The organism is Noviherbaspirillum malthae (assembly GCF_015352985.1).
GTDB classification, from domain to species: Bacteria; Pseudomonadota; Gammaproteobacteria; order Burkholderiales; family Burkholderiaceae_D; genus Noviherbaspirillum; species Noviherbaspirillum malthae.
Window position 1 is genome coordinate 280,697 of record NZ_JACYXF010000002.1, and the last position, 25,992, is coordinate 306,688.

The 25,992-nt window shown below is 58.1% G+C and carries 24 protein-coding genes; 15 read left to right on the forward strand and 9 right to left on the reverse strand.

What is annotated here, in order from left to right; all coding sequences use genetic code 11:
- Nucleotide 1: 1 nt before the first annotated feature.
- Nucleotides 2–853 (reverse strand): universal stress protein, encoded by an 852-nt coding sequence (locus IGW03_RS38845; protein ID WP_194721440.1) that lies wholly within the window; start codon nt 851–853, stop codon nt 2–4.
- Nucleotides 854–1,104: 251 nt separating this feature from the next.
- On the opposite strand from IGW03_RS38845, the gene IGW03_RS05105 reads away from it, so the two are divergent.
- The 3 genes from IGW03_RS05105 (at nt 1,105) to IGW03_RS05115 (ending at nt 2,793) form a co-directional block, all read left to right on the forward strand.
- Nucleotides 1,105–1,530, forward strand: a complete 426-nt coding sequence (locus IGW03_RS05105) for a universal stress protein (protein ID WP_194721441.1) — start codon at nt 1,105–1,107, stop codon at nt 1,528–1,530.
- Nucleotides 1,531–1,674: 144 nt separating this feature from the next.
- On the forward strand, nt 1,675–2,115 hold the full coding sequence (locus IGW03_RS05110; RefSeq protein WP_194721442.1) for a universal stress protein: 441 nt from the start codon (nt 1,675–1,677) through the stop codon (nt 2,113–2,115).
- A gap of 18 nt (nt 2,116–2,133) precedes the next feature.
- Entirely contained in the window at nt 2,134–2,793 is a 660-nt protein-coding gene (locus IGW03_RS05115; RefSeq protein WP_194721443.1) for a phosphoribosyltransferase, read from the forward strand.
- Between the two features lie 371 nt (nt 2,794–3,164).
- On the opposite strand, the gene IGW03_RS05120 is transcribed toward IGW03_RS05115, so the two are convergent.
- The 4 genes from IGW03_RS05120 to IGW03_RS05135 all read right to left on the reverse strand — a co-directional run bounded on the left by IGW03_RS05120 (nt 3,165) and on the right by IGW03_RS05135 (nt 11,226).
- Nucleotides 3,165–6,062: an ATP-binding protein gene (locus IGW03_RS05120; protein WP_194721444.1), complete on the reverse strand. Its 2,898-nt coding sequence runs from the start codon at nt 6,060–6,062 to the stop codon at nt 3,165–3,167.
- A gap of 567 nt (nt 6,063–6,629) precedes the next feature.
- Nucleotides 6,630–7,742 carry a 6-phosphofructokinase gene (locus tag IGW03_RS05125; RefSeq protein ID WP_194721445.1) on the reverse strand — a complete coding sequence of 371 codons (1,113 nt, stop codon included), beginning with the start codon at nt 7,740–7,742 and terminating at the stop codon, nt 6,630–6,632.
- Nucleotides 7,743–7,952: 210 nt separating this feature from the next.
- Complete coding sequence (ppsA, locus tag IGW03_RS05130) at nt 7,953–10,391, reverse strand: phosphoenolpyruvate synthase (RefSeq protein WP_194721446.1); 2,439 nt, start codon at nt 10,389–10,391, stop codon at nt 7,953–7,955.
- Nucleotides 10,392–10,479: 88 nt separating this feature from the next.
- On the reverse strand, nt 10,480–11,226 hold the full coding sequence (locus tag IGW03_RS05135) for a CBS domain-containing protein (protein ID WP_194721447.1): 747 nt from the start codon (nt 11,224–11,226) through the stop codon (nt 10,480–10,482).
- A 348-nt stretch (nt 11,227–11,574) separates the two neighbouring features.
- Here IGW03_RS05135 and IGW03_RS05140 point away from each other — a divergent pair, with 348 nt between their 5' ends.
- The 9 genes from IGW03_RS05140 to IGW03_RS05180 all read left to right on the forward strand — a co-directional run bounded on the left by IGW03_RS05140 (nt 11,575) and on the right by IGW03_RS05180 (nt 20,047).
- Nucleotides 11,575–12,372: a lysophospholipid acyltransferase family protein gene (locus IGW03_RS05140; protein ID WP_194721448.1), complete on the forward strand. Its 798-nt coding sequence runs from the start codon at nt 11,575–11,577 to the stop codon at nt 12,370–12,372.
- Nucleotides 12,373–12,422: 50 nt separating this feature from the next.
- Nucleotides 12,423–13,409 (forward strand): zinc-dependent alcohol dehydrogenase family protein, encoded by a 987-nt coding sequence (locus IGW03_RS05145; RefSeq protein ID WP_194721690.1) that lies wholly within the window; start codon nt 12,423–12,425, stop codon nt 13,407–13,409.
- Nucleotides 13,410–13,482: 73 nt separating this feature from the next.
- Nucleotides 13,483–14,328 carry a universal stress protein gene (locus IGW03_RS05150; protein WP_194721449.1) on the forward strand — a complete coding sequence of 282 codons (846 nt, stop codon included), beginning with the start codon at nt 13,483–13,485 and terminating at the stop codon, nt 14,326–14,328.
- 134 nt (nt 14,329–14,462) lie between these two features.
- Nucleotides 14,463–14,900, forward strand: coding sequence for a universal stress protein (locus tag IGW03_RS05155; protein ID WP_194721450.1), 438 nt, complete (start codon nt 14,463–14,465; stop codon nt 14,898–14,900).
- A 94-nt stretch (nt 14,901–14,994) separates the two neighbouring features.
- Nucleotides 14,995–16,491, forward strand: coding sequence for a sensor histidine kinase (locus tag IGW03_RS05160; protein ID WP_194721451.1), 1,497 nt, complete (start codon nt 14,995–14,997; stop codon nt 16,489–16,491).
- Between the two features lie 19 nt (nt 16,492–16,510).
- Nucleotides 16,511–16,921 carry a response regulator gene (locus tag IGW03_RS05165; RefSeq protein ID WP_323744935.1) on the forward strand — a complete coding sequence of 137 codons (411 nt, stop codon included), beginning with the start codon at nt 16,511–16,513 and terminating at the stop codon, nt 16,919–16,921.
- Nucleotides 16,922–16,926: 5 nt separating this feature from the next.
- On the forward strand, nt 16,927–18,414 hold the full coding sequence (locus IGW03_RS05170; protein ID WP_323744927.1) for a response regulator: 1,488 nt from the start codon (nt 16,927–16,929) through the stop codon (nt 18,412–18,414).
- An 8-nt stretch (nt 18,415–18,422) separates the two neighbouring features.
- Nucleotides 18,423–19,058 carry a response regulator gene (locus tag IGW03_RS05175; RefSeq protein WP_323744936.1) on the forward strand — a complete coding sequence of 212 codons (636 nt, stop codon included), beginning with the start codon at nt 18,423–18,425 and terminating at the stop codon, nt 19,056–19,058.
- A 218-nt stretch (nt 19,059–19,276) separates the two neighbouring features.
- Nucleotides 19,277–20,047 carry a helix-turn-helix domain-containing protein gene (locus IGW03_RS05180; RefSeq protein WP_194721454.1) on the forward strand — a complete coding sequence of 257 codons (771 nt, stop codon included), beginning with the start codon at nt 19,277–19,279 and terminating at the stop codon, nt 20,045–20,047.
- Nucleotides 20,048–20,177: 130 nt separating this feature from the next.
- Here the strand turns inward: IGW03_RS05180 and IGW03_RS05185 are convergent, their stop codons facing one another.
- Both IGW03_RS05185 and IGW03_RS05190 read right to left on the reverse strand, forming a co-directional pair.
- Nucleotides 20,178–20,627, reverse strand: coding sequence for an Hsp20/alpha crystallin family protein (locus IGW03_RS05185; RefSeq protein WP_194721455.1), 450 nt, complete (start codon nt 20,625–20,627; stop codon nt 20,178–20,180).
- Nucleotides 20,628–20,816: 189 nt separating this feature from the next.
- Nucleotides 20,817–21,872: an NAD(P)-dependent alcohol dehydrogenase gene (locus tag IGW03_RS05190; RefSeq protein WP_194721456.1), complete on the reverse strand. Its 1,056-nt coding sequence runs from the start codon at nt 21,870–21,872 to the stop codon at nt 20,817–20,819.
- Between the two features lie 356 nt (nt 21,873–22,228).
- Between IGW03_RS05190 and IGW03_RS05195 the strand changes: the two genes are divergently transcribed.
- Both IGW03_RS05195 and IGW03_RS05200 read left to right on the forward strand, forming a co-directional pair.
- A complete protein-coding gene (locus tag IGW03_RS05195; protein WP_194721457.1) occupies nt 22,229–23,380 on the forward strand; it encodes a bactofilin family protein in 1,152 nt (383 codons plus the stop codon).
- 56 nt (nt 23,381–23,436) lie between these two features.
- On the forward strand, nt 23,437–23,877 hold the full coding sequence (locus tag IGW03_RS05200) for a bacteriohemerythrin (protein WP_194721458.1): 441 nt from the start codon (nt 23,437–23,439) through the stop codon (nt 23,875–23,877).
- A gap of 126 nt (nt 23,878–24,003) precedes the next feature.
- Here IGW03_RS05200 and IGW03_RS05205 read toward each other — a convergent pair whose 3' ends face one another.
- Entirely contained in the window at nt 24,004–24,660 is a 657-nt protein-coding gene (locus IGW03_RS05205; RefSeq protein ID WP_323744928.1) for a BON domain-containing protein, read from the reverse strand.
- 182 nt (nt 24,661–24,842) lie between these two features.
- On the opposite strand from IGW03_RS05205, the gene IGW03_RS05210 reads away from it, so the two are divergent.
- Complete coding sequence (locus IGW03_RS05210; protein WP_228535043.1) at nt 24,843–25,163, forward strand: c-type cytochrome; 321 nt, start codon at nt 24,843–24,845, stop codon at nt 25,161–25,163.
- 14 nt (nt 25,164–25,177) lie between these two features.
- On the opposite strand, the gene IGW03_RS05215 is transcribed toward IGW03_RS05210, so the two are convergent.
- Complete coding sequence (locus IGW03_RS05215; protein WP_194721459.1) at nt 25,178–25,963, reverse strand: alpha/beta fold hydrolase; 786 nt, start codon at nt 25,961–25,963, stop codon at nt 25,178–25,180.
- Nucleotides 25,964–25,992 lie beyond the last annotated feature (29 nt).

Consider the following 25,992-nt stretch of genomic DNA (forward strand, 5'->3'; position numbering starts at 1 on the left):
GTCAGTGCACCATGAAAACCGCACAGCTCATGCTCTGGAGGACAGCCAGCGTTGCGCCCCCGAGCAGAATTTCCCGGAAGGGGGTGTGACCGTAGCATCCCATGACCAGCAAGTCGATATGCAAGTCGGCACAGTGCGCCAGAAGTGCAGCCCCGACTTCGGACCGCGTCCGCTCCCTTAACACCTCGGCCTGGATGCCATGCCGGGCGAGATACCATCCAATATCGGCGGCCATACCGGGATGCAGTGACTGCTGCTTCATGCCGGTATCGATGACGAGCACCCTGACGCACTTCGCGCGGGCAAGCAAAGGCAACGCGTGATGTACGGCTCGGGTGGCTTCGAGGCTGCCATCCCAAGCCACCAACAGATCGCCTCCAACCACCGGATGACTATTTGCGGGCGGCAGCACCAGGACCGGCCTGCCGCTGGCCACTGCAACATACTCCGGCAAATCGTCATACATCGGCACAATCGACTCGGCGGGGACCGGCAAAGTAAGAATGACCAGATCGCTGTACCGCGCCTGTTCGCTCAAGCCGTCAAGACTTTCGTTGTCGACCACCCTGCCCTCGAATCTGGGAAGGCCTGCTTCATGCGCAGCCTGTTCGAATTTGGCCATGGCCGATGCGGGACCGCGATGGACGTCGTTATCCGTGACAAGATCAGTGATGCATTCCTGAGCGGAGGACGGGCTTACGTCGACACCGGCGATAAAACGCGATATGCCTGTCATTGCCATGCCCAGTACATAGATGCTGGCTTCAGTACCTGCAATCTCTGCCGCCGCTCTGACGCGTTCATGAAGATGCGGCGAATCGTCGACATGGACGAGGATCACTTTATAAGTCACGGTGCGCCACCTGTTTATTTGCGTGAAGGAGACCAGTTCTCCAATGGTGTCAACCTACTCACCATCGCCACTGGTCGCTTGACTTAAGTCAAGTCGGCGCCGGCTCCTCGCTCGTTGACGCTGCAAGCGGCGAGCCTCTCGCAAATTTGAGATCAGTCAAGTTTTTTTACGAACGGGCACACAGACTACAGCTGCAACTGTGTGCCGACCGCCGCCGGCTAAACCCGCTCATACTCTCTCTGGGGGCTACCATGAAAATCCTGCTCGCCGCGGATGGATCCGCATACACGGCCGGAGCGATCAATTTCCTGTCATCGCATTTCGACTGGTTTCACAGTCCCCCTGAACTTCACGTTTTGCATGTCCATCCGGCCATTCCAATCGGCCGCGCCCGGGCTTTCATTGGCAAGGAGGCGGCGGAAAATTATTACCGCGAAGAGTCGGAAGCCGTACTGCAGGCAGCACGGTCGCTATTGGACTCCAAACAGATCGCGCATACGTCAACGTACCGGGTCGGCGAAATTGCCGGAGAGATCGACAAGTATGTCAAGGCCAATGGAATCGACCTGATTGTCATGGGCTCGCATGGGCATGGCGCGCTGCTGAACCTGGTGCTCGGCTCAATCGCAACCAAGATACTTGCCGCGACGGACGTGCCGGTCCTGATCATACGTTAGAGAGTGTTATTACAGCCTCTCCTGTTGATTCCGCGGCGCTTGCATCCTCCTACGCCATTTTGATTCAGGTCAAGCGAAAATGAATGCGCCACCGCATCCTTAACGCAAAAAAGGCAAAGACTCATCAATAAAGAAAGGCATACCATGTTTAAATCCATCCTTGTCCCGACAGACGGCTCCCCATTAGCGGAAAAAGTGTTCGACGCTGCCATCGATGCCGCCAAGACCACCCAGGGAAAACTGTATGGCATCTGTGTGGTGCCACCCGCGACCTATCCGCTGATGGCCGAAGGCATGTCGATGCCCATGTATGCCCAGGCATACGAAGAAGACATGTTGCACAGAGCGCAGGAATTTGTAAGCCGGCTGGCCGCTGCCGCAAAAGCGCAGGATATTCCCTGTGAAACCGTGACACCGAAATCCAGCAGGCCGAGCGATGAAATCATAGCGGCGGCGCAGCGTTTCGGATGCGACGTGATTTTCATGGCATCCCATGGAAGGCGAGCGCTGGGAAACCTTGTGCTGGGCAGTGAAACCCAGCGTGTACTCGCAGACTCCAGAATACCTGTCCTCGTATTTCGTTAGCGAAGGAGAGGCACTATCATGTTTGCGGACAGACTCGATGCCGCCGCGAGACTGGCGGACCGGTTGATGGAATACGAAGGCCAGAATCCCTTGATTCTCGCCATTCCGCGCGGCGCGGTACCAATGGGAAAATTCATTGCAGCCAGGCTTCATGGAACGCTCGACGTTGTCCTCGTACGGAAAATCAGCGCGCCGGGCAACCCTGAATATGCTCTTGGTTCGGTAGACGAAGGCGGGCATGTTTTCCTGTCTCCTTTTATTCAGGACACGAAGGAAGCACGCGACTGGATCAACCAGCTCAAGTCGGAGCCATTGGCACGTCTACGCGAACGTCGTGCACTTTACATGCCGTCAATGCACCCGGTCGACCCGAATGGACGCATTGTCATCGTAGTTGACGATGGCTTGGCGACCGGATCGACGATGATCGCTGCACTCAGTGCCATACGGGCAAAACATCCGGCGGAATTGGTGTGTGCCGTTCCAGTGGCGGCAACCGAAAGCCTTGCCGCGGTCACGGCGCTGGCTGACAAAGTAGTCTGCCTGGAGGCCCACGAGCATTTCGGAGCTGTCGGAAGGTATTACCGCAGTTTCCAGCCGGTCGATGACAAGGAAGTCGTCTCGCTACTCTGCGCCACCCACTTTCCCCGATCATCGGGCATGGTCCGCCAGGCATAGGTGGCTGACGGTGACAGTCTGTATGGCTCGTTATTGCAGACTCAAGCGATGAAGCCGACTCTGCGTCTGCTATTCGGCGCAAACCGGCCGACATCTTTTCTACTGCAATGGTACGCGGTCGACCCACAGCCGACTGTGGAAAGAATCAAAGCTGCGATTCACAGCAAGCGTGAAAAGCGGAAGCGAACATTCAAATTGTGAAGGAAATATTTTTGCTTTCACAGCAGTCACCCCTAATTCACACAAAGTCGCTCAACTGGCCATCCGCGTGCTGTTGCTTTGCCATGCAGCGAGACGGTTTTGGATGTTCATAAGCACGCATGCGATCTTACTGCGTCATTGGTCCCGCCGGCATGCTGCCCGTCACGGAATTACCAAGTACCGGCACAATCTACCGCCGAAAGGCGCGGCTCCGTTGCACCGGTCAGGTAATACACACCCTGTGCGGCTTGCGCGGCCAGGCAATCCCCAACATAAGCCAGTTCCTCGTTGACCTCCTCTTGACGCTTTTGAAGTGCTGCCAAGCGTTGCTCCTGGGCCTGCTGAACCTCGACTGGCGCTTTATTCAATTGCGCGAGCTTGGCTGCGCAGGCCGCAATTTTCTGCTCCAGATCCGCGAGCAAATTATTGCAGGACAGTTGCTTCTTTTGCGTGAAAAGCTGGCATTCGAAAAAGCGAATCGCATCGTAAATCTTGACCACTTCCTTGCTAGTCTTTGAGTGAACAAAATTCAGGCTTCCTTCATCAAACGCGTGATGTTCCTGGTTTTGGCCGCCCCAGTTCACCAAGTCTTGTTTGATAAAGTTAAAGTTCGTGCGGTCATAGGCAATATGTGGCTCCACCAACGCAAAGGTTTTTTCGAGGCTGATCTGCAGGTAAATGCTTTTTTTCAGCGCGGATTTGTTGAACTGCGCAGTCACAGAAACCGCGTTGTCCAAGCAATACTCCAAGACCATCGACTCGAACCAGATGCGGCAATAGATCAAGGCCTGCCGAATGTCATACACGCCTAAGGCGCGATGGACTTTTTCTTGGAACCCGCCGGCATGGTCAACCATGACGATGCCCTGGTTCGTGTAGCTGAGAACGCAGCTGCTGTGCTGGTCAGACTGCGGATGTCGATCGGCGATAATGCAGAATCGCTCCCAGAATAGACGATCATGCGTCGTGATAATCATCTGCGTCCGACGCAAGTACGGATCAGAAAAGAAAAGGTCAATGATATTGGAGCGGTGGTCGCTGTCGATCGCGTTGACGACGTCGTCAAACACGATCAACGGAAATTTATTCTTCTCTGCCATCGCCAACAGCAAAGAAAGCCCAAGCGCCCGCAAGTGCCCCTCACTCAGGACTGCGAAGGCATCCAGTGAACTGCCATCAGCGTTCAATATCTTGATGCGATAAGCTTCACCGGTTTTCTCGAAACTTAGCGCATCGATGCGCTCATGGTCATCATCGTGTTGATTGATCGCCTTGTAGTATTCGGCCGCCTTACCTTCGATGCCGGCGATGCGCGCTTTTTCCAAAGTAAACTTATACCCTAACAAATCGCGATAGAGGTTTCCATATTCTAGCTGCACCTGGTCGATGAACGCATTGAGCCGCGTATTATCGGCATCGTTACCCTGCAGGCTGGCGCGCTGCCGCGTTAGCTCGGCAAGCTTTCTGCCAACTTCTCTTAATGTAGCCAGTGATGCCTTCTTATCGTCGAAGAGCCCTCTGAGCACCTCGGCCGCTTGCTTGAGCTGTTCGGCTTCTTTCTCGAGGCGCTTCACCTGGGCATCCACCTGTGCTATCTCGTTTTGCTTTTTTTTGCAGACGTAGAAGTAAGCCTCGACCCCTGCCTCATCGTCAGACAGAAGTTCGGTCAACTTGGTGAGAATCTGCATCGTCGCCTCCGCCCTGTCTGTCGCGGAATAGAATTTGGTCAGACTGGCCCGAAGGGGCTCCAACTTCAGGTCACATGGTATGCCCAGGCGCGCGTTACTGTCGACCTCTGTGATTGTCGCGCCAACGGCCAAGGCCAACTGAGTCATGCTCAGCTCGACGCGTTGCTGTGAAGTCTTGAGCTGGTCGAGCACGCCCAATGTTGTCAGCTCGCGGCGAGCCTTATCAAACGGATTGTCGACCACACGAGCCAATGGCGTCGAACAGGCCGGACAGTGTTCGCTTTCTCCCGCGTTCTCGATCGCCTGCAGGGCTTCATAGACGGCGCGATAATTGAAGGCCATCATGTTTTTCAAAAAGGCTGCCTCAATCTTGGATTTTCGCGCGAGCAGGCGACGCGCAATTCCCACTGCACCGAGGATGCGCTTCATCGGGGCTGCAAAGGGCATTTCCGCGACCTTCAGTCGTTCGGCTTTGCGGAATTTGAGTTCTGCGAGCTTTGTCAAACGCGTGTGCCTGGCGCGCACGGCGAATTGTTGGTCAATCCGCAGGCCAAGGCGTGTACATACGTCGTCATTGAGGACCGAAACGTTATGGTGGTAGCGACGCCGCTGTTCATGAAGTTCTGCTCTGGACGCCTCAAGGGTGCGCACTGCCTCGCTTTGGCTTGGTCGCCGATGCGATGTGAGGTTGAAGTTCTCGGGCTTCACGAACCGCGAGATCACCTCCTGAAATTCTTCCAGCCCAAACAGCGTAGCGACCACATCGCCCTCGGCGCTACCTGTATCCTTCGAACCTAGCAGAGAAAATTCCTGCAGCCGGTTGCGATCGATGAAGCAACTTGACCAGGTCAGACTGGCAGGTACGCGGTTGCGGTCCGCGCCCATCAGGTTCAGCTCGACCTTGCCTGGGCTCCTCGCTATGTATTGCTTGACCTTGGTCTTACGGCGGTCGGCCTCCTTGATGTGGCCGGTGGTGGCGTACTCCAGCGCTTCGCATAAGGAGGACTTGCCACCGCCGTTTGGTGCGTAAAAGATGTTCTTGATCTTACCAAATCGCAGCAGCGTCCCTTTATCTTCGGGGCCTAATGCGCCAAAGCCGCGGAAATTCTTCACCTGCAGCGTGGCCAATGGCCTGAGTCCAGAAGGGGCGACCCAGTCCAGTTCTGGCCGGGCATCCAGAATTCTTTTGAAGCGCTCAGCGATGCGCTGATAGTTGGTCGTGAGCAGCTTGTTGTTGGCCGAGGTCAGATGGAGTTTGATATGATCGGAATACCTGCCTTTGTCCTGCCTCCCCTTGTACATACACCAAAGTAGTGCGAGATAGGCGTCCGACTTTCCAACTAGGTTCTCCTTGGCAAAGCTCAACAGGTACTGACTCATCTGCACTCCCTATCGTGACTAGGCCGCCATGCACTCGGGCCAAGTTGATTGCATTATAGCAATTTAGTTTACCTATCTCCCCGAAGTTTTCCTTAGTTATCGACATACGCGTTTTAGTGAGTAAAGTCGCACGAGCAGCGAAAAAAGTGAAATATGTGCGGACTGTGATCGTCATGAGCAGAATTCAGGGCACATTAGCAGACGGCTATCACGATCAGAGAACGCGCGTCCCCATAGACTCCGACGTTCGACCATTGCCCCCCAAACCGTACCGTTGGCAGTGGCGGCCACCATGCTGACCGATAGGTTTGGGGCGTTTCCTGGCCAATGGAAGCTTGTTTGAGCTGGCCGTTTTCGCGTCACTGCGGCCCGCCAAATGGAAAGCTATACGATCTCGTGTCGAAGGCGGCTTCGGAACGGCACGCGAATCCAATGGCAGCTAGGGAGCAAATCCACGAAAGGCTGAAATTGGCCGTACCCGGTCGTTTCCAAGAGTACCTGCTCCGGCAGGAAAGGTGCCCAAAGCAGTCGATGTCGTCGCTCCACATCGTTGGAGCATTGAACTCGTCAGTCGCCGATGCAGATTCCCAGGTCACGTGCGGTCTGCAATGTATCGCCGTCCTTCGGCACGGATTTGAGACGGCCGGCAACATCTTCCAATGGCACATAGACGACTTCGGGAACGGCCAGCGACACCATCACCCCGGACAATCCCAACTCGAGCGCCCGCACCGCTGCCGCTCCGAAGCGCAGCGCGGCGAGCCGGTCGAAGGCGGACGGACTCCCGCCGCGCAAGAGATGACCGAGGACGACAGTGCGGACATCCTTGCCAGCACTTTGCCTTAGAGCGCATGCCACCCGTTCCCCGATGCCGCCGAGTCGTTCAGCATGTCCATGCTCGGCCGCTTCTGCGACCTCCCTTGCACCATGCACCGGTATCGCGCCTTCGGCAACGACAACGATGGCATACCTGCGGCCGAGCATATCCCGCCGCCGGATTTTTCTCACGACCTTGTCGATATCGTAAGGGATCTCCGGAATAAGAATCGCGTGCGCGCCTCCGGCAATGCCGGCGTGCAGCGCGATCCAGCCGGCATAACGGCCCATGACTTCCACCACCATGATCCGTTCATGGCTTTCTGCCGTGCTATGCAGCCGGTCAATGGCTTCCACGGCGAAGTTCACAGCCGTGTCGAACCCGAAAGTGGTACACGTTTTGTCCAGATCGTTATCGATGGTTTTCGGCACTGCAATGACACGCATACCCTTTCGGCGCAGCGCATCGGCGATCAGGATGGCGCCATCGCCGCCAACCGTGAGCAGCGCATCAAAGCCTCTCTCCGCAAGGTAGGCACAAATCTCCCCGGTACGGTCGGCGAAACAGGCCGAGCCATCGGGGTGGTGTACGGGGTAGTGTGTAGGATCGCCCTTATTGGTTGTACCAAGCATGGTGCCGCCCAGATGCGCAATGCCTCGCACTTGATCCCAGCCCAATGTCACCACTCCGCCGGACGGGTAGTGCCGCGGGTTGAGAATGCCGTTGTAGCCATCGCGAATTCCATGACATTCCCAGCCGCGCTTGCAAGCGCTAACGACTACCGCCCGGATCACCGCATTCAGCCCCGGCGCGTCGCCTCCGCCCGTCGTGATGGCAATGCGCAGAGGGTTGGATTGCGCCATGGCGCTTGCATGCAGGGCAATCACCCTCCCTCCTCAACCAAGCTTGCCGCTTCTATCCTGAGCTTCACTGCGTGATTGTCACGAGTCAGGTAAGGTTCGTGGACAGCAGAAGAACAGGTATTCACAACGTTTTCGGAGGGTTCGGTGCCGGCGCTGGAAGCCGCGACTGATCTGCCGCCCAGTGATAATGGAGAAGTACCCATAAGGCGCTCACGCAACGTGCGGTGCGCTGCCGGACCGCCTCTCCGCCTCCACCACCAAGCGCATGGTTCTGAGCAGCGAATCCGGATTGAGGCTGATCGAATCGATGCCCAGTTCCACAAGATATTCCGCCATTTCAGGATAATCCGAAGGTGCCTGGCCGCAGATTCCGGAGTGTCGTCCATTACGGCGCGCGCCTTCTACAGTGAGTCGAATCATTTCCTTGACGCCGGGATCGCGCTCGTCAAAATCGAAGGCCAGCAAATCCGAATCTCGGTCTACGCCCAGCACGAGCTGCGTCAGATCGTTCGAACCGATCGAGAAACCGTCGAACAGGCGCGCGAAGGCATCGATTTGCAGCACGTTGTTGGGTATCTCGCACATCACATAGATTTCGAGACCGTTATCCCCGCGCTGCAGGCCATGCCGGCTCATCGCCTGCAATACCTCCTCGGCTTCCTGGACGCGGCGACAGAATGGAATCATCAACTTGACGTTGACCAACCCCATGCGCTCACGTACGAACTTCATTGCAGCGCATTCGAGCGCAAACCCTTCCGCATAGGCGGGATGCGCGTATCGCGATGCTCCGCGAAAGCCGATCATCGGATTGGCTTCCTTTGGCTCGAACCACTGTCCGCCAAGCAGACTAGCGTATTCGTTGGTCTTGAAATCCGACATCCGAACGATGACCGGCCTGGGATAGAAAGCGGCTGCCAGCGTTCCCACGCCCTCGGCAAGCCGCTGCACGAAATAGTCGGCTGGCCGCCCGTGCCCGCGCACGAGCGCTGCAATTTCTTCCCGTGTCGCGGCATCAGTTACCCGTTCCGGATGCAGCAGCGCCATCGGGTGCACCTTGATGTGCTCGGCCACGATGAACTCCATGCGCGCCAGCCCGACGCCATCGCATGGCAGCAGCCCGGTCTTGAAGGCAAGATCGGGATTGCCCAGATTGACCATCAGGCTGGTCTGCGGACGCGGCAGCGAAGACAGGTCGGTATGGTAGACCTGATAGGCTAACTTGCCGGCGTAGACATGCCCGGTCTCGCCTTCCGCGCAGCACACGGTGACATCATCGCCGGTTCGTATCGTTTCGGTCGCCGCGTCACAACCTACCACCGCCGGAATGCCGATCTCGCGTGCAACGATGGCCGCATGGCATGTTCGGCCGCCACGGTTGGTAACCACCGCTGCGGCGGTTTTCATGACGGTGCCCCAATCGGGGGTTGTCGTATCGGCGACCAGCACCTCGCCGGCTTGAAACTGGTTCAGCTGGGAAACGTCCGTGATGACGCGAGCCTTCCCGCTTGCGACCTTGCCGCCTACCGCCCTTCCCTGTGCCAGAATAGAATGAGCTTGTACGTTGGCATCAAGAACGTATTCGTCCAGCAAACTGGTGCGCCGGCGGGACGCCACCGTTTCCGGCCGGGCCTGCACGACATAAAGCTTGCCATCGACGCCATCCTTTGCCCACTCGATGTCCATGGGCACCGGCTTGCCTGCCTTGGCGCTGTAGTGGCATTCGATGGCAATGGCTTCCTGCGCCAGTCGCAACACTTCCTCGTCACTGATGCAGAAGCGACGTTGTTCCTCCTTCGGCGTTGCAACGTTACGGACGGTATCCCGTCCGGCCGCACTCGCAAAGACCATGCGTATCTTTTTCGCTCCGAGAGTGCGCCGCAGCACGCTGCGGAATCCTTCGATGAAGGTCGGCTTGAACACGTAGAATTCATCCGGGTCCACCGTGCCCTGCACCACATTCTCCCCAAGCCCATAAGCGCCGGTAATGAGCACCGCATCCCGGAAGCCGGTCTCGGTATCGAGCGTGAACATGACACCGCTTGCGGCGAGATCCGAGCGCACCATTTTCATCACACCGACCGACAGAAACACCTTGAAATGATCGAAGCCGTTGTCAATGCGGTAGCGTATGGCCCGGTCCTTGAATAGACTGGCAAAGCAGTGCCGGACTGCGTCGAGCAACCGGGCTTCGCCTTCAATGTTAAGAAAAGTTTCATGTTGCCCTGCAAAGCTCGCGTTCGGCAGGTCCTCCGCCGTCGCCGAACTCCGCACTGCGACCGCAAGCCGCTCGCCGTACTCCCCCTTTAATGCTTGATAGGCTTCAAGGATCTCCCGTGTCATCCCCGGCGGCAATGGGGCGCTGGCAACAATGTTCCTTGCGCGCTGAGCGCGGTGCGCAAGATCATCCACATCATTCGGATCCAATCCTGCCAGGACCGCATGCAACGCGTCCCATGCGCCTACGCCGTCAAGCACGTCGCGGTAGGCGTCGGCGGTGATGGCGAATCCGTTGGGCACATTGATTCCCTGGGGGGCCAGCTCGCGATACATTTCGCCGAGCGAGGCATTCTTTCCGCCTACCAGCGGAACATCCTCGATCCCCAGCTCTGAAAACCACCGCACGTACCGCGCTTGCGTTTGTGCCATGTCCTTCTCCTACTCCCACCCGAAACACTGCCTCTTACCGCCCCTTTCGCGGGCCGACATAAAAATTTTTATCAAAGCAATGCATTCCTCAAATCATGCTTTGCAGATCATTGCTTGCTCGCAGAGACGGCGGTTCGTTCTCAATCACCAGTCCTGACATCGGATCGCACCAGGCGACATCGTTGCGGACCTCTTTCACACCTGGAGTATTTTCCGCGGCGACCGTCAGCGCATTGATTTCCTCTGCGTTCAACACGATGCCGTTGATATGCACGACCCCGTTTCGCACGATGACGTCGATCAGCCCCTTCGACGCCCAAGCCGTCCTGTCCAGTGTCGTCAGCAGCTGTTCCCGGATACTGGTATCGGATACAGTAGTGGCGGGTATCTCGTTAATTACCGCGCCCAGTGCATGCACCAGATTGGCACGGCTGATGATCCCGACGAGTTTGTCGTTGCGGAGAACGGGCACACGCTTGATATGGTGTTTTTCCATCAACCTGACCACTTCGTCCAGCGGCATGTCCGGTGTTGCAGAAATCACCCGGGTCGACATGACTTCCTTTACCCGGCGGCCGTGCGAGTGTACATATTCATTCGCGAGTCTGCCGGGACCGACAAGGAATTCCAGCCAGCGAGGGCGCTTGCGCTCAGTGTGCGTTTCCGTGCGCCGCAGCAGATCGCCTTCCGTCAGCATGCCGACCACATGTCCTGTTTCGCCAAGTACCGGCAGGCCGCTGATCCTGTGATGCAGCATCAGCGCAATTGCATCCTGCAAAGTATCGTTTTCATCGACGTAAATAGGCATCGGTGTCATTACATCTTCGGCTTTCATCACAATCCTCTTCAAGAGATGGGAATATTGCTAGCGCGCCTTGCACGCCGTGACCCGTGACACGCGCTGGTACGTCAACATGTGAAGTGTTTCCGTCAGCGTCCCTCTGTTTCGTTTAGCGCGCTTGAACAAGATCAAAATTTTCGCACTCGCCTGTTTTGAGGGGCACCCGTGGTATTTGCAATTGCTCGACGCTAATTGGCCTTTTTTGACCTGAGTCAATTTTTTTAAGCGCGCGCCGACTACGCTGCGTATCAACGCTCAACGAGCTACGCATATCCTCTGCACCGAAAATATGGACGTGTCTTGCGGCCGCTATGACTACGTGCGTACCTGGGATGTCTGTCCATGAGTACATCGAACACTTCCCCCTTCTCAAGCGATTCCGGCAATGCGCGATCGCCCCGCATCGCGCACCTCATGCGAGGAGTGCTCGACATGCTGTATGGCGCGTACGCGTGGATGGTCTTTCTGATGGTGGCGCTGCCTGCGTACCTCATCATCCTTTTCACAAAACCGCTTGGTGTCCGCCGCCAGATTGTGCGACGTGCCGCCCGGCTCGTGTTCCAGTGTATCGGCGTCCGGCTCACGATCAGCGGCCTGGACAGATTGCCGGAAGAGCCGCATATCCTGGTGGTGAATCACACCAGTTTTCTTGATGCGATTGTGCTGACGGCGCTATTGCCGGCAGCGCCGGGATATGCTTTCACGGCGCGCCAGCAGTTTCGTCGGCAGCGTCTCTTTTGTCCGCTTCTGCGTGCGCTCGGCCTGATCGTGTTGCGCAGCAGCGATGCGCGTCATCTGTCCTCGAATATTGACCGTATCGTCAAGGCACTAAGGCGTGGCGAAAAGGTGGTGATGTTCCCGGAAGGCGGCTTCACGCCTATCGCCGGTCTCGAGCGTTTTCACGCCGGCGCCTTCGTAGCCGCCGCCAAGGCGGAGGTACCGATCGTCGTCGGCGCTTTGCGCGGCGCCCGTACGGCCTTGCGGCCCCGCTCGTGGATGCCGCGTCGTTCGCCGATTGCCGTAGAAATTGGCACTGTTCTCCGCGCTTCCGGTGCCGACCGCGCGAGCATCGCGGCGCTGCGGGACAATGCGCGCCGGCTAATGCTGCCGATGACCGGCGAACCGGATCTGACAGCGTGACAGGCGACGGGAGAAATGCGATGACATTGAACCAGGCAGGCACAGGACTGATGCGAGCGATGCGGATCGAAGAAGCCCGGGGCCCGTTGCGGCAGCGTGAGATCACAATTCCAGCGCCAAATGCGGACGAAGTGCTGATTCGTGTTTCGGCATGCGGAGTATGCCGCACCGACCTGCATATCCGTGACGGCGAACTCGCACCGCACAGCTTGCCCCTGATTCCCGGCCACGAAGTGGTCGGCACGGTGGCGCGGACCGGGTCGGCCGTCACGCGCTGGCATATCGGACAGCGAGTCGGCGTGCCATGGCTGGCCTCGACTTGCCGGGCCTGTGCATACTGTCTCGGCGATCGGGAAAACCTGTGCGACAGTGCCGCCTTCACGGGACTCGACCGGGACGGCGGCTATGCTCAGTACATGGTTGCGAAGGCCGACTATTGCGTCGATCTGCCGGTGCAGTATGACGATCTGCATGTTGCGCCGATGCTGTGTGCCGGATTGATCGGCTACCGCGCCTATGCAATGCTGCACGATGATGTTCGCCGCATCGGCATTTACGGTTTCGGGGCGGCGGCACATATCATTACCCAGGTTGCATGTCATCGGGGTCAGGAAGTGTTCGCATTGACCCGTGACGGCGACTTCCGCTCGCAGCGCTTTGCGCTTTCGCTCGGGGCCAGATGGGCAGGTGATTCCAGCAAGCCGCCGCCCTTGGCGCTGGATGCGGCACTGATTTTTGCTCCAGTGGGAGGACTTGTTCCCGCTGCGCTGGCGGCGGTACGCAAGGGCGGCCATGTCATTTGCGCCGGCATTCACATGTCCAACATTCCTGCCTTTCCGTATGCGTTGCTCTGGGGAGAACGATGCGTGAAGTCCGTCGCCAATCTGACGCGGCAGGATGCGCTTGCCTACTTTGCATTCGCAGCACGCCACCGCATTGAGACGACGCCGGTGCCGTTCCGGCTTGACGAGGCCAATGATGCCCTGGAGGCCCTGCGGCAGGGCGCTTTCGACGGTGCCGCAGTACTCCTGCCTTAATTTGACTTGAGTCAAGCAAAGTGAAGCGCGATTTTCTACGCTGTACTCCGGCCTTCAAGAAGCGGAGAACGTCATGAGTTATAAGACCATCCTCGTTCATGTCAACGAGTCAAGGCATGCCGAGAAGCGGATTCAGCTCGCAGCACGAATCGCAATGATGGATGACGCTCACCTGGTCGGCGTGGCAGCGGCGGTAGCGCCGGGCGGGTTCCACCTTCCGGGCATGATCAGCGAGGGCAGCGGCGCCTTGTCTGTCTACCTGAACTTTCTCCAGGAGCGGGCCGACGCCGCGCTTGCGGCGTTCGAGGCATATGTTGTCGATACTGGCGTCACTTCATATGAGACACGTACTGCAGCCGAAGAACCCGGTGCAGCACTCAATCTGCAGGCGCGCTATTGTGATTTGGTTGTGCTGGGGCAGCCCGACCCGGAAGAAGCCATTCTTGGTTATCGCACCAGGCTGGTGGAGGACGTCATTCTTCATTCCGGTCGTCCGGTACTGCTGGTGCCCTACGCGGGACGGTTCGACCGGATCGACAAACGGATATTTGTCGCATGGGACGCAAGTCTGGAAGCCATGCATGCCGTCACTGCGGCCATACCCCTGCTCAAGCGGGCCGATCTCGTTCAGGTGGCGGTCTTTGTTTCGCGGCAAGGCACGGACCAACATGGCGAGCAACCGGGTGCGGATATCTCGCTGTACCTCGCCCGGCACGGCGTCAGGGTTGAAACGACCTGCCATGCCCTTGACCTGGAACTCGATATCGGCAGCGCAATCCAGTCGCAGTCGGATTACTTCAATGCTGATCTGATTGTCATGGGCTGCTATGGTCATTCACGATTTCGCGAGATTTTTCTTGGTGGGGCGACGCGGGCCGTTCTGGGTTCGATGACGGTCCCGGTCCTCATGGCGCACTGAGCCAATGCCGGCGGAGCTTTTGCGAATGACATTTCTCGTGGCAGTGGATGCGATCCCTGGGTTCCGTCTTCCAGCGGGCGCTGTGCCGGAAGCGCGCCTGCCATGAGCGTCTATAGTCTTATAGGAGGAAAACCATGTTCAAGCACATACTGTTGCCAACCGACGGTTCTGCGCTTTCGGAAGCCGGCATGCTCAAGGGCATGCATTTGGCCAAGGATCTGAACGCAAAGGTCACGGTGATTCATGTCGTTCATCCCTTCCATGTCTTTACTTACGACACAGAGATGATTGAAGACACCGAGAACGACTACGCCCAGCACGCGCATGCGCGCGCGGAGCGCTATCTCGAAGCCGCCCAGCGAATGGCCCGGGAAATCGGAATTCCTTGCGCCAGCTTGCAGGTCACGAATGATCATCCGTTTGCAGCGATCATCAAGGCCGCGGAAGAAAAAGACTGCGACCTGATCGCCCTGGCATCGCACGGCCGCAGCGGCCTGAAGGCCGTCCTGCTGGGCAGCGAGGCGCAAAAGGTACTTGCTCACTCGCGGGTTCCTGTGCTGATATTCCGCTAAGCCGGGGCTGTGCAGAACGACGGCGCGTTGGCGATGATTCTGGCCCGCTTAGGCTATGCTCGTGTCGAACGCAGCCGAGTCCCGAGAGGAACGCATGCACCAACATTACCGTGGAGACAAGAATCTGGAATGGCTGGTCAGGTCGGCCAGCGATCCCGTGCTCATTCTGGGCCAGGACGGTTTGATCATTCTTGCCAATGCCGGTGCAGCAGCGCTGTTTGATTATTCCGAGCCGGCTCTCGTCGGCATGTCCGTGGAAGACCTGATACCGGAGCGGCTACGTCAGAGACATGCGCAACTGCGGGCCGGCTATTTCAGCAATCCCTTGGCGCGGCCGATGGGCAGCGGTCTGGAATTGTTTGCCCGCAATCGGGACGGGCATGAAATCCCGGTGGAAATCAGTCTGTCGCCAATGCAGGTGGACGCACACACCAGTTTGGTGATGATTACGATTCATGATATCAGCCGTCGCAAGGAAGCCGAACGTGCACTGCAGGCCAGTGAAGCCCGCATGCGCGCCATCTTTGAGACGGCCGTCGATGCGATCGTCACCATTGACGAGCGCGGCATCCTCGAACGCTTCAATCCGGCCGCAGAGCGGTTGTTCGGGTACCGCGAAGAGGAAATTGCAGGGAAGAACGTCAGCATGCTGATGCCCTCGCCTTATCGGGAGATGCACGACGCCTATCTTGCCCGCTATCGTGATACCGGGGAGCGCAGGATCATCGGAAGCGGGCGCCAGGTCATCGGTCTACGCAAGGACGGTTCGGTATTTCCAATGGATCTCGCCGTTGCGGAAATGCGCGTCGGTGACAAAAGAATGTTTACCGGCATCGTCCGCGATATCAGCGAGCGCAAGCATGCCGAGCAGCAGCAGGCGCGCATGCTGCAAGAAATACGCAGTGCCAATGACGAACTGACCAGCTTCGCCTATGTTGTCTCGCACGACCTGAAGGCGCCTCTGCGCGGCATTGCGTCCCTGGCGGATTGGCTGTCGACCGATTACGCGGACCAGTTTGACGATGCCGGCAAGGAGCAGATGCAGCTGCTGATCAACCGTGTGCACCGGATGAGCAACCTGATCGACGGGATCCTCCAGTACTCGCGTATCGGCCGCCTGAAGGAAACCGTGACGGCGGTTGATCTGAACCGGCTGGTACTGGATATTATCGATTTGCTTGCACCGCCTCCGCATATTAAAGTGATAGTGGAGGACGCGCTGCCGGTTGTGCATGCCGAGCCGACGCGCCTGCAGCAGGTCTTCCAGAATCTGTTGTCCAACGCCATCAAGTATATGGACAAGCCATGCGGCGACATCCGCGTGTCCTGCCGTGCTGAAGATCGACACTGGCGCTTTTCCGTAACGGACAATGGCCCCGGCATCGAGGAACGACATTTCGAGCGCATCTTTCAGCTTTTTCAGACGCTGGCTCCGCGCGACCGGGTCGAGAGTACCGGTGTTGGTCTGGCTCTTGTCAAGAAAATCGTCGAAATGTACGGCGGCAAGGTATCGGTGACCTCGGTGCCCGGCAACGGAAGCCGCTTCTCGTTCACACTGCCGAAAGACCCGCGAGACCCTTTGTCCAGATAAGAGGGATGCTGCATTGAGAGTGACCAATAAGCCGCTGCTGCTTGTCGAGGATGACCGCGTCGATGTGATGACTATCACCCGCGCGCTCAAGGAGATCCATTGTGTCAATCCGCTGGTGCACGTCGAAAACGGCGAAGAGGCGTTGGCCTATCTGCGCGATCCGACAAAGGACACGCCCTGCCTGATTCTGCTGGACATCAACATGCCCATCATGAACGGCATCGAGTTTCTTCGCGAAGTCAAGCAGGATGACGCATTACGCCGGTATCCGGTCGTCGTGCTGACGACATCAGAAGAACTACAAGACAAGCTCAGCAGCTTCAACCTCGGCGTTGCCGGCTATATGGCAAAGCCGGTCAGCTACCGGCTGTTCGTCGACGTCATGCGTTCAATCGAGCTGTACTGGTCCCTCAGTGAACTGCCTTGCTGACTGTCGTGGCCGAGCAAACCTCTCGTCTCTCCATCCGTGTACTGATCGTCGAAGACGACGTAGTCGACCGCATGGCCTGCCGGCGTACGTTGTCGGAGAGTACGGAATTCGATATCCAGTTCTTTGAAGCGGAGACAGGAAACGAAGGTATCCGGATGGCGCAGGAGCTGGGACCAGACTGCATCCTGCTTGACTATGACCTGCCAGACCTCAACGGCCTGGAATTTCTTGCGGAACTGCGCGGAGATCCAGCCGCGAATTCAGCGCCGGTACTCATGCTGACCGGCGCAGACAGCGTCGCGATCGCGGTGGAAGCAATGCGCCGTGGCGCGCAAGACTTTCTCGGCAAAGATGTCAACGGTCAATATCATGCACTGATGCTTCCGGCGATACGGCGCATCCTGCGTGAACGGCAACTGGCGGAAGCCAAGCGTCAGGCGGAGGCTAAATATCGCACCTTGGTGGAGCAGTTGCCAGCAATCACCTACCTGGTATCCGCTGATGGAGCAGGTGCAACCAGCTACATTAGTCCGCAGATCCGGATGTTAGGATTTACCCCGGAGGAATGGCTGGCGGATCCCGATCTTCACTGGCGCCAGATCCATCCTGCAGACCGGCATGCGGCCATCCGGGCAATCCGCTGCAGCCGTGCGACCAGTACACCGCTACACATCGAGTACCGACTGCAGACCCGGGATGGCAAAATGCTATGGTTCCGTGATGAAGGCAAGGCGGTCCGGGATGAGTCGGGCCGTCTCCTTTTTTTCCAGGGCATCTTGCTCGACGTCACAAGAAGCAAGCACACCGAGCATGCGCTGCGCCAGTCCGAGGAACAGCTGCGTAACCTGGCGGCCCATCTGGAATCCATCAAGGAAGAAGAACGCAAGCGGATTGCACGCGAACTGCACGATGAGCTGGGCGGGTTGCTGACTGCCATCAATGCCCATGTATCGGTCTGTCTTCGACGCAGCTCCGTAGGCGGTTCACCGCCGGACGACTTGCTGGTCGAAGCCAGGGATCTGGCCAAGCGCGCGCTGCAGGCGGTGCGCCGCGTCATTACCGATCTGCGCCCGAGCGTCCTCGATCAATTGGGCATCTGGGCGGCTCTTGAGTGGTACACCGAACAAGTTGAGCGCTGTTCGGGGTTGGACGGTGAATGTGTCATCGAGCCGCAAGCCATGGCGCTGAAACTCGATCCGGATCGCAGCACCATGCTGTTTCGAATTGTTCAGGAGACATTGACCAACGTCGTCAGGCACGCCGGGGCGACGCGGGTGGTGGTGCATGTGCGCTATGAAGAGGCGCAGCTGATTGTTGAAATCGCCGACGATGGCAATGGCAAAGTCTCCGCAGAGACGCCCAGTTACGAAAAAAGCTGGGGGATCATTGGCATGCACGAACGCAGCCGCCATTTCGGAGGAGAATTGAAAATTACCGGCACTCCAGGGGCCGGTACGGTGGTAGTCTTGAAGCTCCCTGTGGAGAAGTCATGAATGCAGGCATGCTCGAAATTCTCATTGTTGACGACCATGCCATCGTCCGCAAGGGCGTGCGGCTGATGCTTGCGGACGCTCCCGGGATGACGGTTGCCGGCGAAGCCGACAGTACGCGCCAGGCGCTTGCATTGGCCAATGAACGCCATTTCGACGTCGCCTTGGTGGACATTGCCTTGCCCGACCGTAATGGCCTCGAGCTGTTACAACTTCTGCGGCTGCGACATCCGAAGATCGCCGTCCTCATGCTCAGCACCTATTCGGAAGACATCTATGCGATGCGGGCGATACGCATGGGCGCCGCCGGCTACCTGACCAAAGACGTGCCTGAAGAAACGCTGGTAGCGGCTATCCGCAAAGCCGCTGCCGGCGGACGCTATCTGAGCCCGTTGCTTGTCGACAAGCTGGTTGGAAATCTCGGCAATGTCCCCTCTCCTTCGCCTGCTCATGAAAGCCTTTCGAATCGCGAATTGCAGGTCTTGCGCCTGATTGCCTCCGGTGACAGTCTGGTCAGCATTGCCGAACAACTGCATTTGAGCCCGAACACCGTCACCACTTACCGCACGCGGATTCTGGAAAAGATGCAACTCAAGTCCAACGCGGATCTGACACGTTATGCCATCGAAAGCGGACTGCTAATGTGAAGGCAACTAGCGGGAGCTGAAAACAGCCGTCCAGGGGCCAACACGTTGCCAGCGATGTCAAAGAACCCCTACACGGCTTGTCTGCTTTCACCGATAGTTGTCGTAGCCGCCACCCTCAATACTGCATCCGAGTCACACAATAACTCAAAAAGACTCCGCCTTCCTGCCACGTGGCACCTTACCAGCCCATCCATCGGGTTCCTCGCAAGGAGATTCAAATGATTGCGATTGCTCCCCTGCAGTCCCAGCCGGTCCGGTCTTACGCCTCGTCCGTTTTACCGCTCCCCCGCCAGCAATGCGCAGGCTGCCGCCTGCACCGGTTCTGCTTGCCGACCGGCTTGTCCGGCATACAGAACAGCCAGTTCGACAGTATCGTCATCCACCGCCGTGTTCTCAAGGACGAGCCGCTGTACAAGATGGATGATCCGTTCCGCAGCATTTACGCGATCCGGCTCGGCCATTTCAAAACCCATCAAGTGTCACGCAATGGTTTCGAACAGATCGCCGCATTTCATATGGCCGGCGAGCTGGTGGGTCTCGACGGGCTGGGTACCGACCGTCATCAGTGCTATGCGACCGCGCTTGAAGACAGCGAAGTGTGCGAGATACCCTATTCGAAGCTGGAGCAGCTGTTTACCGAGATACCGCCGTTGCTGCGCCAGTTTCACCGCCTGATGAGCGAAGAACTCACGCGCGAGCAGACAGCCATGCTATTACTTGGCAACCTGCGCGCCGAACAGCGCTTCGCAGCGTTTCTTACCAACCTGTCGGCGCGCTACAGCGCGCGCGGCTACTCGGCCACCAGCTTCCATCTGCGCATGTCACGCGAAGACATTGCAAACTATCTCGGGTTGACGATCGAAAGCATCAGCCGAATCATCGCCCGACTGAAAGCCCGCGGCCTGGTGAGCATCAGCAACCGCGACGTCGAGCTGCTCGATTTGCCGACCTTGCGCGCCCTCTCAATAGGCGAACTGACCGTCCATTGAGGGGCAAGCCACGCGGCGCCCAAAAAGGCCAGACAGCCCTGCGGCGCGGGTACGGCCGGCAACCCGTCTTACTTGCCGCACGGCCGCCCGGCTGGCAATGGCTGGCGTCGGATGACCCAGCCCCGGAAACTCAGTTGACCGTAATCTTTCTCGACGACGTTCCGGACTTCTTCGGCAGCGTCATCTGCAGCACGCCGTTCTCGTAGGTTGCAAATACGTTGGCCTCATTGATTTCGCGCGGCAGTGTGAAACTGCGGTACTGCTTGCCATAATACCGCTCGCTACGAACGACGGCTTCACCCGCATTGTCTTCCTTGTCGCGGCGCAGTTCCGCCGCGATTGCAACCTCATTGCCATTGATGTCAATATCGATGTCTTCCTTCTTCACCCCGGGGATATCCGCCTTGACCATGTACTTTTCCTCATCCTCGGTCACATCGATCTTGATGCGTGGTTCCGTATCCACGTCGCCAAACATCGAGCGTAGCCGGAAATTCTTCATCAGATCGTCGAAGCCGCGAAAGGCTTCCAGTCTTGACAGTTCGTTGAACGGGTCGAAATGCGTCAGATTATTGGCCATGATTAATCTCCTTTGATGAACATGTTGAACGTGCCAGGAATCGCAATCGTTGAATTGTCAACGGCACCAAGTAACGCCTTATGCCTTGTGGTGGGTACAGCAGCGGTGCGCACATTGCTTCTGCTGTCCCTGTTTTTTTCGCCGGCGGCTGACCTCACGCCGCGCACGGGATTGACTTGTTCTAATCCTTCAAGGGGTAATAGCAACCTTGAGGACGCCATCGCGTTGATGCGAGAACAGGTCGTATGCGTCTTCAATCTGATCGAGCTTGAAGCGGTGTGTCACCAGCGGCTGTAGATTCACGCGGCCTGACGCCACCACGTTCATCAGCCTGCGCATGCGCTCCTTGCCCCCGGGACAAAGCGTGGTAACAACCTTGTGGTCCCCCAGGCCGGCGGCAAACGCGTCCAGCGGCATCGTCAGCTTTCCGGAATACACGCCCAGGCTGGAGAGAACGCCGCCTGGCTTAAGCGAACGCAGGCAGGATTCGAAAGTCTGCTGTGTTCCGAGCGCCTCGATGGCGACGTCGGCGCCGCGTCCCTCTGTGATGTCCATGATTCGCTGCAGCGGATCCTCTGCGGTGTAATCGATAGTGGTATCCGCACCCATACGCCGGGCCGTCTCGAGCCGCTCCGAGAGATGGTCAACCACGATGATGCGTGTCGCGCCCTTGAGCCGCGCGCCTGCTGTTGCACACAGCCCGATCGGTCCTTGGGCAAACACCACAACCGTATCGCCGATGCGGATCTGTCCACTTTCCGCACCGCTGAAGCCGGTACTCATGATGTCCGGACACATCAGCACCTGTTCATCGGTCAAACTGTCCGGTACCGGCGCGAGATTGGCCATCGCGTTAGGCACACGGACATATTCCGCCTGGCAGCCGTCGATCGTATTTCCGAACTGCCAACCGCCCATGGCTTTACCACCGCACTGGGCCTGATGGCCATCGAGACAGGAATGGCACTGCCCGCAAGGGGTAATGGCACCGGCAATGACGCGCTGGCCGACAGTATAGCCACGGACGGCATCACCCAGTTCGGCAATCACACCCACCGGTTCATGACCGATGATCCGCCCCGGCTCCACCGGATATTCCCCTTTGAGAATGTGAACGTCGGTACCACAGATGGTGGTCGTCGTCACCTTGACGAGTGCATCGGTAGGGCCGATGGACGGCACCGGTTTTTCATCCAGTGTAATTTTGTTCGGTCCATGAAAGACCGCTGCTTTCATCATTCGCATCACGTCTCCAATCTAAAGTGGCTGCCGAATCACGAAATCCACAGGGCTGATCCAGCCGGAATAAGTCCCAGCCTAGGTGGATCCGCTTTGTTACGCTTGACCTGGGTCAAAATCGGCAAAATCCGAAAATTCGAGCTCGGCCCGGAATCGGCTGCGCAAATCTCCGGGGTGCTTCAGTGCCAGGCGCCGCCTCTACATCCTTTAACTACCCCGGAGGATTTGACCTGAGTCAAGCGACAGCAGTCGTCGCGCTCTTAACCTGCAAGCGCGCAGCAGGCAGTGACACTACGCCAGGCAAACACAGTTGTTGTCTGCACGTGCCTGCGTTCAAATGCAATGTCTATGGGAGACCGGGCATGACTTGCAAAACTCACTTTCCGGTGCTTCACGCACTCTTCCTCGTCACAATCATGGTCGTTGTGCAGTCGGCATGGGCAGGCAAGCAACGTGCCGGCTCCGTCCGCACCGAGGCGGGGAACGGATATTACGCATCGGCAGAACTGGTGGTCAATGACAGCGTCATCGGCGACCTCTTCGCCGCCGGTGGCAGAGTGACGGCGCTGGGGGCTGTCGGCGCCGATGCGGCCGTGGCCGGCGGCAAGGTGCTGATTCAAACCAATGTGGGACAGGATCTGCGCGTCGCCGGCGGCAATGTGGAAGTACGCGGCGATATCGGCGGCGACCTCGCGGCGGCAGGAGGCAAGGTCACGATCGACGAGGCCACCACCGTCGGCGGCAGCGGTTTCGTGGCCGGTGGCGATGTCAGCTTCGATGGGCGCCTGACGCACGGCGCCAAGCTTTATGCCAACCGCATCACCATCGGCGGCCAGATCAGCGGCGATACCCAGATCTATGCACGGCAGATCAGCTTCAGGCCCAACGCCCGAATTGATGGCAATCTGTTCTATGCGAGCGAGCAGCCGATCCCGGAAGAGGACTTGTCCAAGGTTTCTGGCCGCGTGCTGCGCGAGCGCACTCCCGACGCCTGGAATCAGAAACATGGCGCGCCTCCCGTTTCCTGGTTCCATCCTTTTTTCCTCTTGACCATGCTCGCCTGCGGCATCGTGCTTTACCTGATTTTTCCCAATGCCATGGCGGGTGCACGCGACAGTATTGCACGCAGACCCTTGCGCAGCGTCGCGCTTGGCCTTGCCCTGCTCTTCACCCTGCCGCCGGTCGGCGTGCTGCTGATCATGACGCTGGTCGGGATACCGCTCGGCCTCAGCCTGTTCGCGCTCTACCCTTTCCTTCTGCTGCTTGGATACCTGGCCACGGCATTCGTGATTGGTCAAAGGATTGCCGTCGCCATTCGGCACGACACGTTGCCCAACCGGCGCAGGCAGGCTTTCTACCTGGCGGCAGCGTTGCTTCTGCTTGGCATTGTTGGCGCCATTCCTGTATTCGGGTGGCTCGTGATGTTCCTTGCGGTAGTGGCCGGCGTCGGCGGCTGGGCACTCTGGGGCATGCATCGCTATCGCAACTCGGATCCGGGAAACACGGCAGCCTAGTCAACGGTTGAAACCCCGCCTGATGCCAGGTTTTCATTAACATGGGATGGAATAACATGGAGACGACGGAAACACCGAGATCGGGCGGGATGGCCTACAGACTGGGCATCGCCGCACTGGACCGTTCGCACCGTGAACTGATGGACGCCTTCGTTACCCTGCAGGCGCTTCCGGACGAACAGTTCCTTCACAGGTATCCTGACCTCGTCGCCAAGATCGAGCGCGACTTTCGGCAGGAAGAAGCCATGATGGAGAAACTGGATCTGCCTTCGTTCCAGACGCACATGGAACAGCATGCCCGTGTGCTGAACGCGCTTCACCATGCCGCTTCATCGCTGATGCAGGGCGATATTGAACTCGGGCGCAGGGCGATCATGCTGCTGGCAGATTGGTTCCCCTACCATATCGACACCATGGACCGCCGGCTCGTTATGGCGATCGATACGTCGGCAGCAAGGCGTCACCTGCGTACTGATAATTCGGAATCGTCAGATTGAAACCTGCTTCCATGCTGCGCAATATCGGCTCATGAATGCGCACGGCCCGGAATTTCACGAGGCGTCCGTCATGACAATCCATTCGGGCGCCTGTTACAGCTATGCCAAACTGCCGTCAAATAGACGTCACGTTCTGATGGCGATGTGGTTCACCACTCTGCCAACACCCGGCGCGTTCCATGCCGCGTGTACGATCGCATTGCGCTCCTGCCAGGTCGGGACTGTTCCCGTCAGCGTGATCTCGTCGCCCTCTACGGAAACGGTGATGGCCTTCGTTTCCGCATGCGCACGCCGCTGCAATGCGGACTCGATCCTTGACTTGACGTCATGGGACAGCACGATTGGCCTGACGGTGACGTTGTTGATGACATCCTTGACACCTCGCAGGTTGCGAACATCGCGCTCTGCTGCACGGCGCTGGAACTCCGCAGTCACAAGCCCGCTCAGCTTGACTCTACCGTCCTCGACCACGATATCGATTGCATCCTTCGGCACGAAGGTGTCCATTTCAAGAACGGACTTGGCAGCGTGGGCAAGCTCGGTGTCGCTGCGCGCTTCCTGCGTGGGCAATCGCACGTCCAGTTCAACCGCAAGGCCCTTTACTCCCGACACGCGTTGCACTGCGCGTTCGGCAGCCACCTTTTCGGCAAAGCTGCTCAGATGGCCGAACAGCGTCACGACCCCGTCCTTGACTTCCACGCCGATGTCGCCGGCATCGACCGCGGGTTCCCATTCCAGTTCATCCATCACATCGTCACGCAATTGTTTATCGCTTTTCATCATTCGCTCCATTCATTGCAGGCACGGCAGCGACAGTGATTCGTCCTCGCCACCGTCAATCCATGCTAGCGACCTGCTTTCTAAAAAATTTGACTTCACTCAAAATTGGCCATGGCGGCATGAACGTTACGGCCTGCGCGTATCGTATGTATGGCGAAACCGCGCCTTTTATTCAGGAGCCGTTCATGAAATCCACCGCATGCCTCTTTGCCGCTGTCACTGGAACGCTGGTGCTCCCGGCATATGCCGCGGATCCCACTCGCGGAGAACTGCTATATGACACGCATTGCATTGGATGCCATAGCACGCAGGTGCATTGGCGTGACCAGCGCCTCGCCGTGGATTGGGCGACGCTTAACACCCAAGTCCGGCGCTGGCAAAATACGATTCGGCTGGACTGGAGCGACGAGGATGTTACGGCGGTGGCCGCGTACCTGAACAACATGTATTACGGTTTCCCCAAGCAGGAACCGAGCAAGACCCTGTCCCGCGGCAAAGCCGAATGATGTGAACCCGACGGCTACAACAGCCGCTGTGCGCCGGTATCGCTTTCCCTGAGCCGCGACAACATCGTGCGCCAGAGCCTGCGCCATGTGCGCCAGTTATGTCCGCCGGAGAGCAGGAAAACACGCTCGGCAGGCAAGGCATCGGCAAGTAGCCGATTCGCGGCCGCGAACATGTCCTGCCGCCCGTAGCCGAGGTAGATGGGAAGCCTCGTCCCCTTTTCCTGAGTCAGACGCTGCCTGAACCATGCCCACAATTGACGTTGATGATCTGGGGCCTCGATCTGGCCGGGCTCCCAGGCCGCCAGGCTGCCTGCCGCCGCTATCTCGGCAATGAGCGCAGGAGGGCCGAGATAAGGTGCCAGCAGAATGATGCCCGCCAGCCTGGACGAATGCAGCGCCGCATAGCTGGCGACTCCGAACCCGCCGAGGGAAATGCCGGCCAGCCAGATGCGTCGGTAACCGGTCCGGCGAGCGGATGCGATGACATCATCGGTGATGCGATGGTGAATGGTGCGAGCAGCGTAATAACCGTAATGTGCATCCACTGCCATGGCATCGGCGGTGATGCCTTGTCTTTCCATCTCGCGAATGAACCCGCGGCGGTCGAAATCCTCCGCGATATCGCCGATGCCGGGAAAGAACACGATGACGTCGCGCTGCCCTGGCCGGAGCCGGAATTCCAGCTTCGGCAACGTCTGCTCCATTCCGAGCATGGCACCGGCACGATGCGACCACAGCGCCATGCGGGCAAGCAAGCCGCGTTTTAATCTCTTAAGGTGGTAATGCAGGTAACTGCGCATGTTGAATTGTGCCTTTGGCAGACGGAACC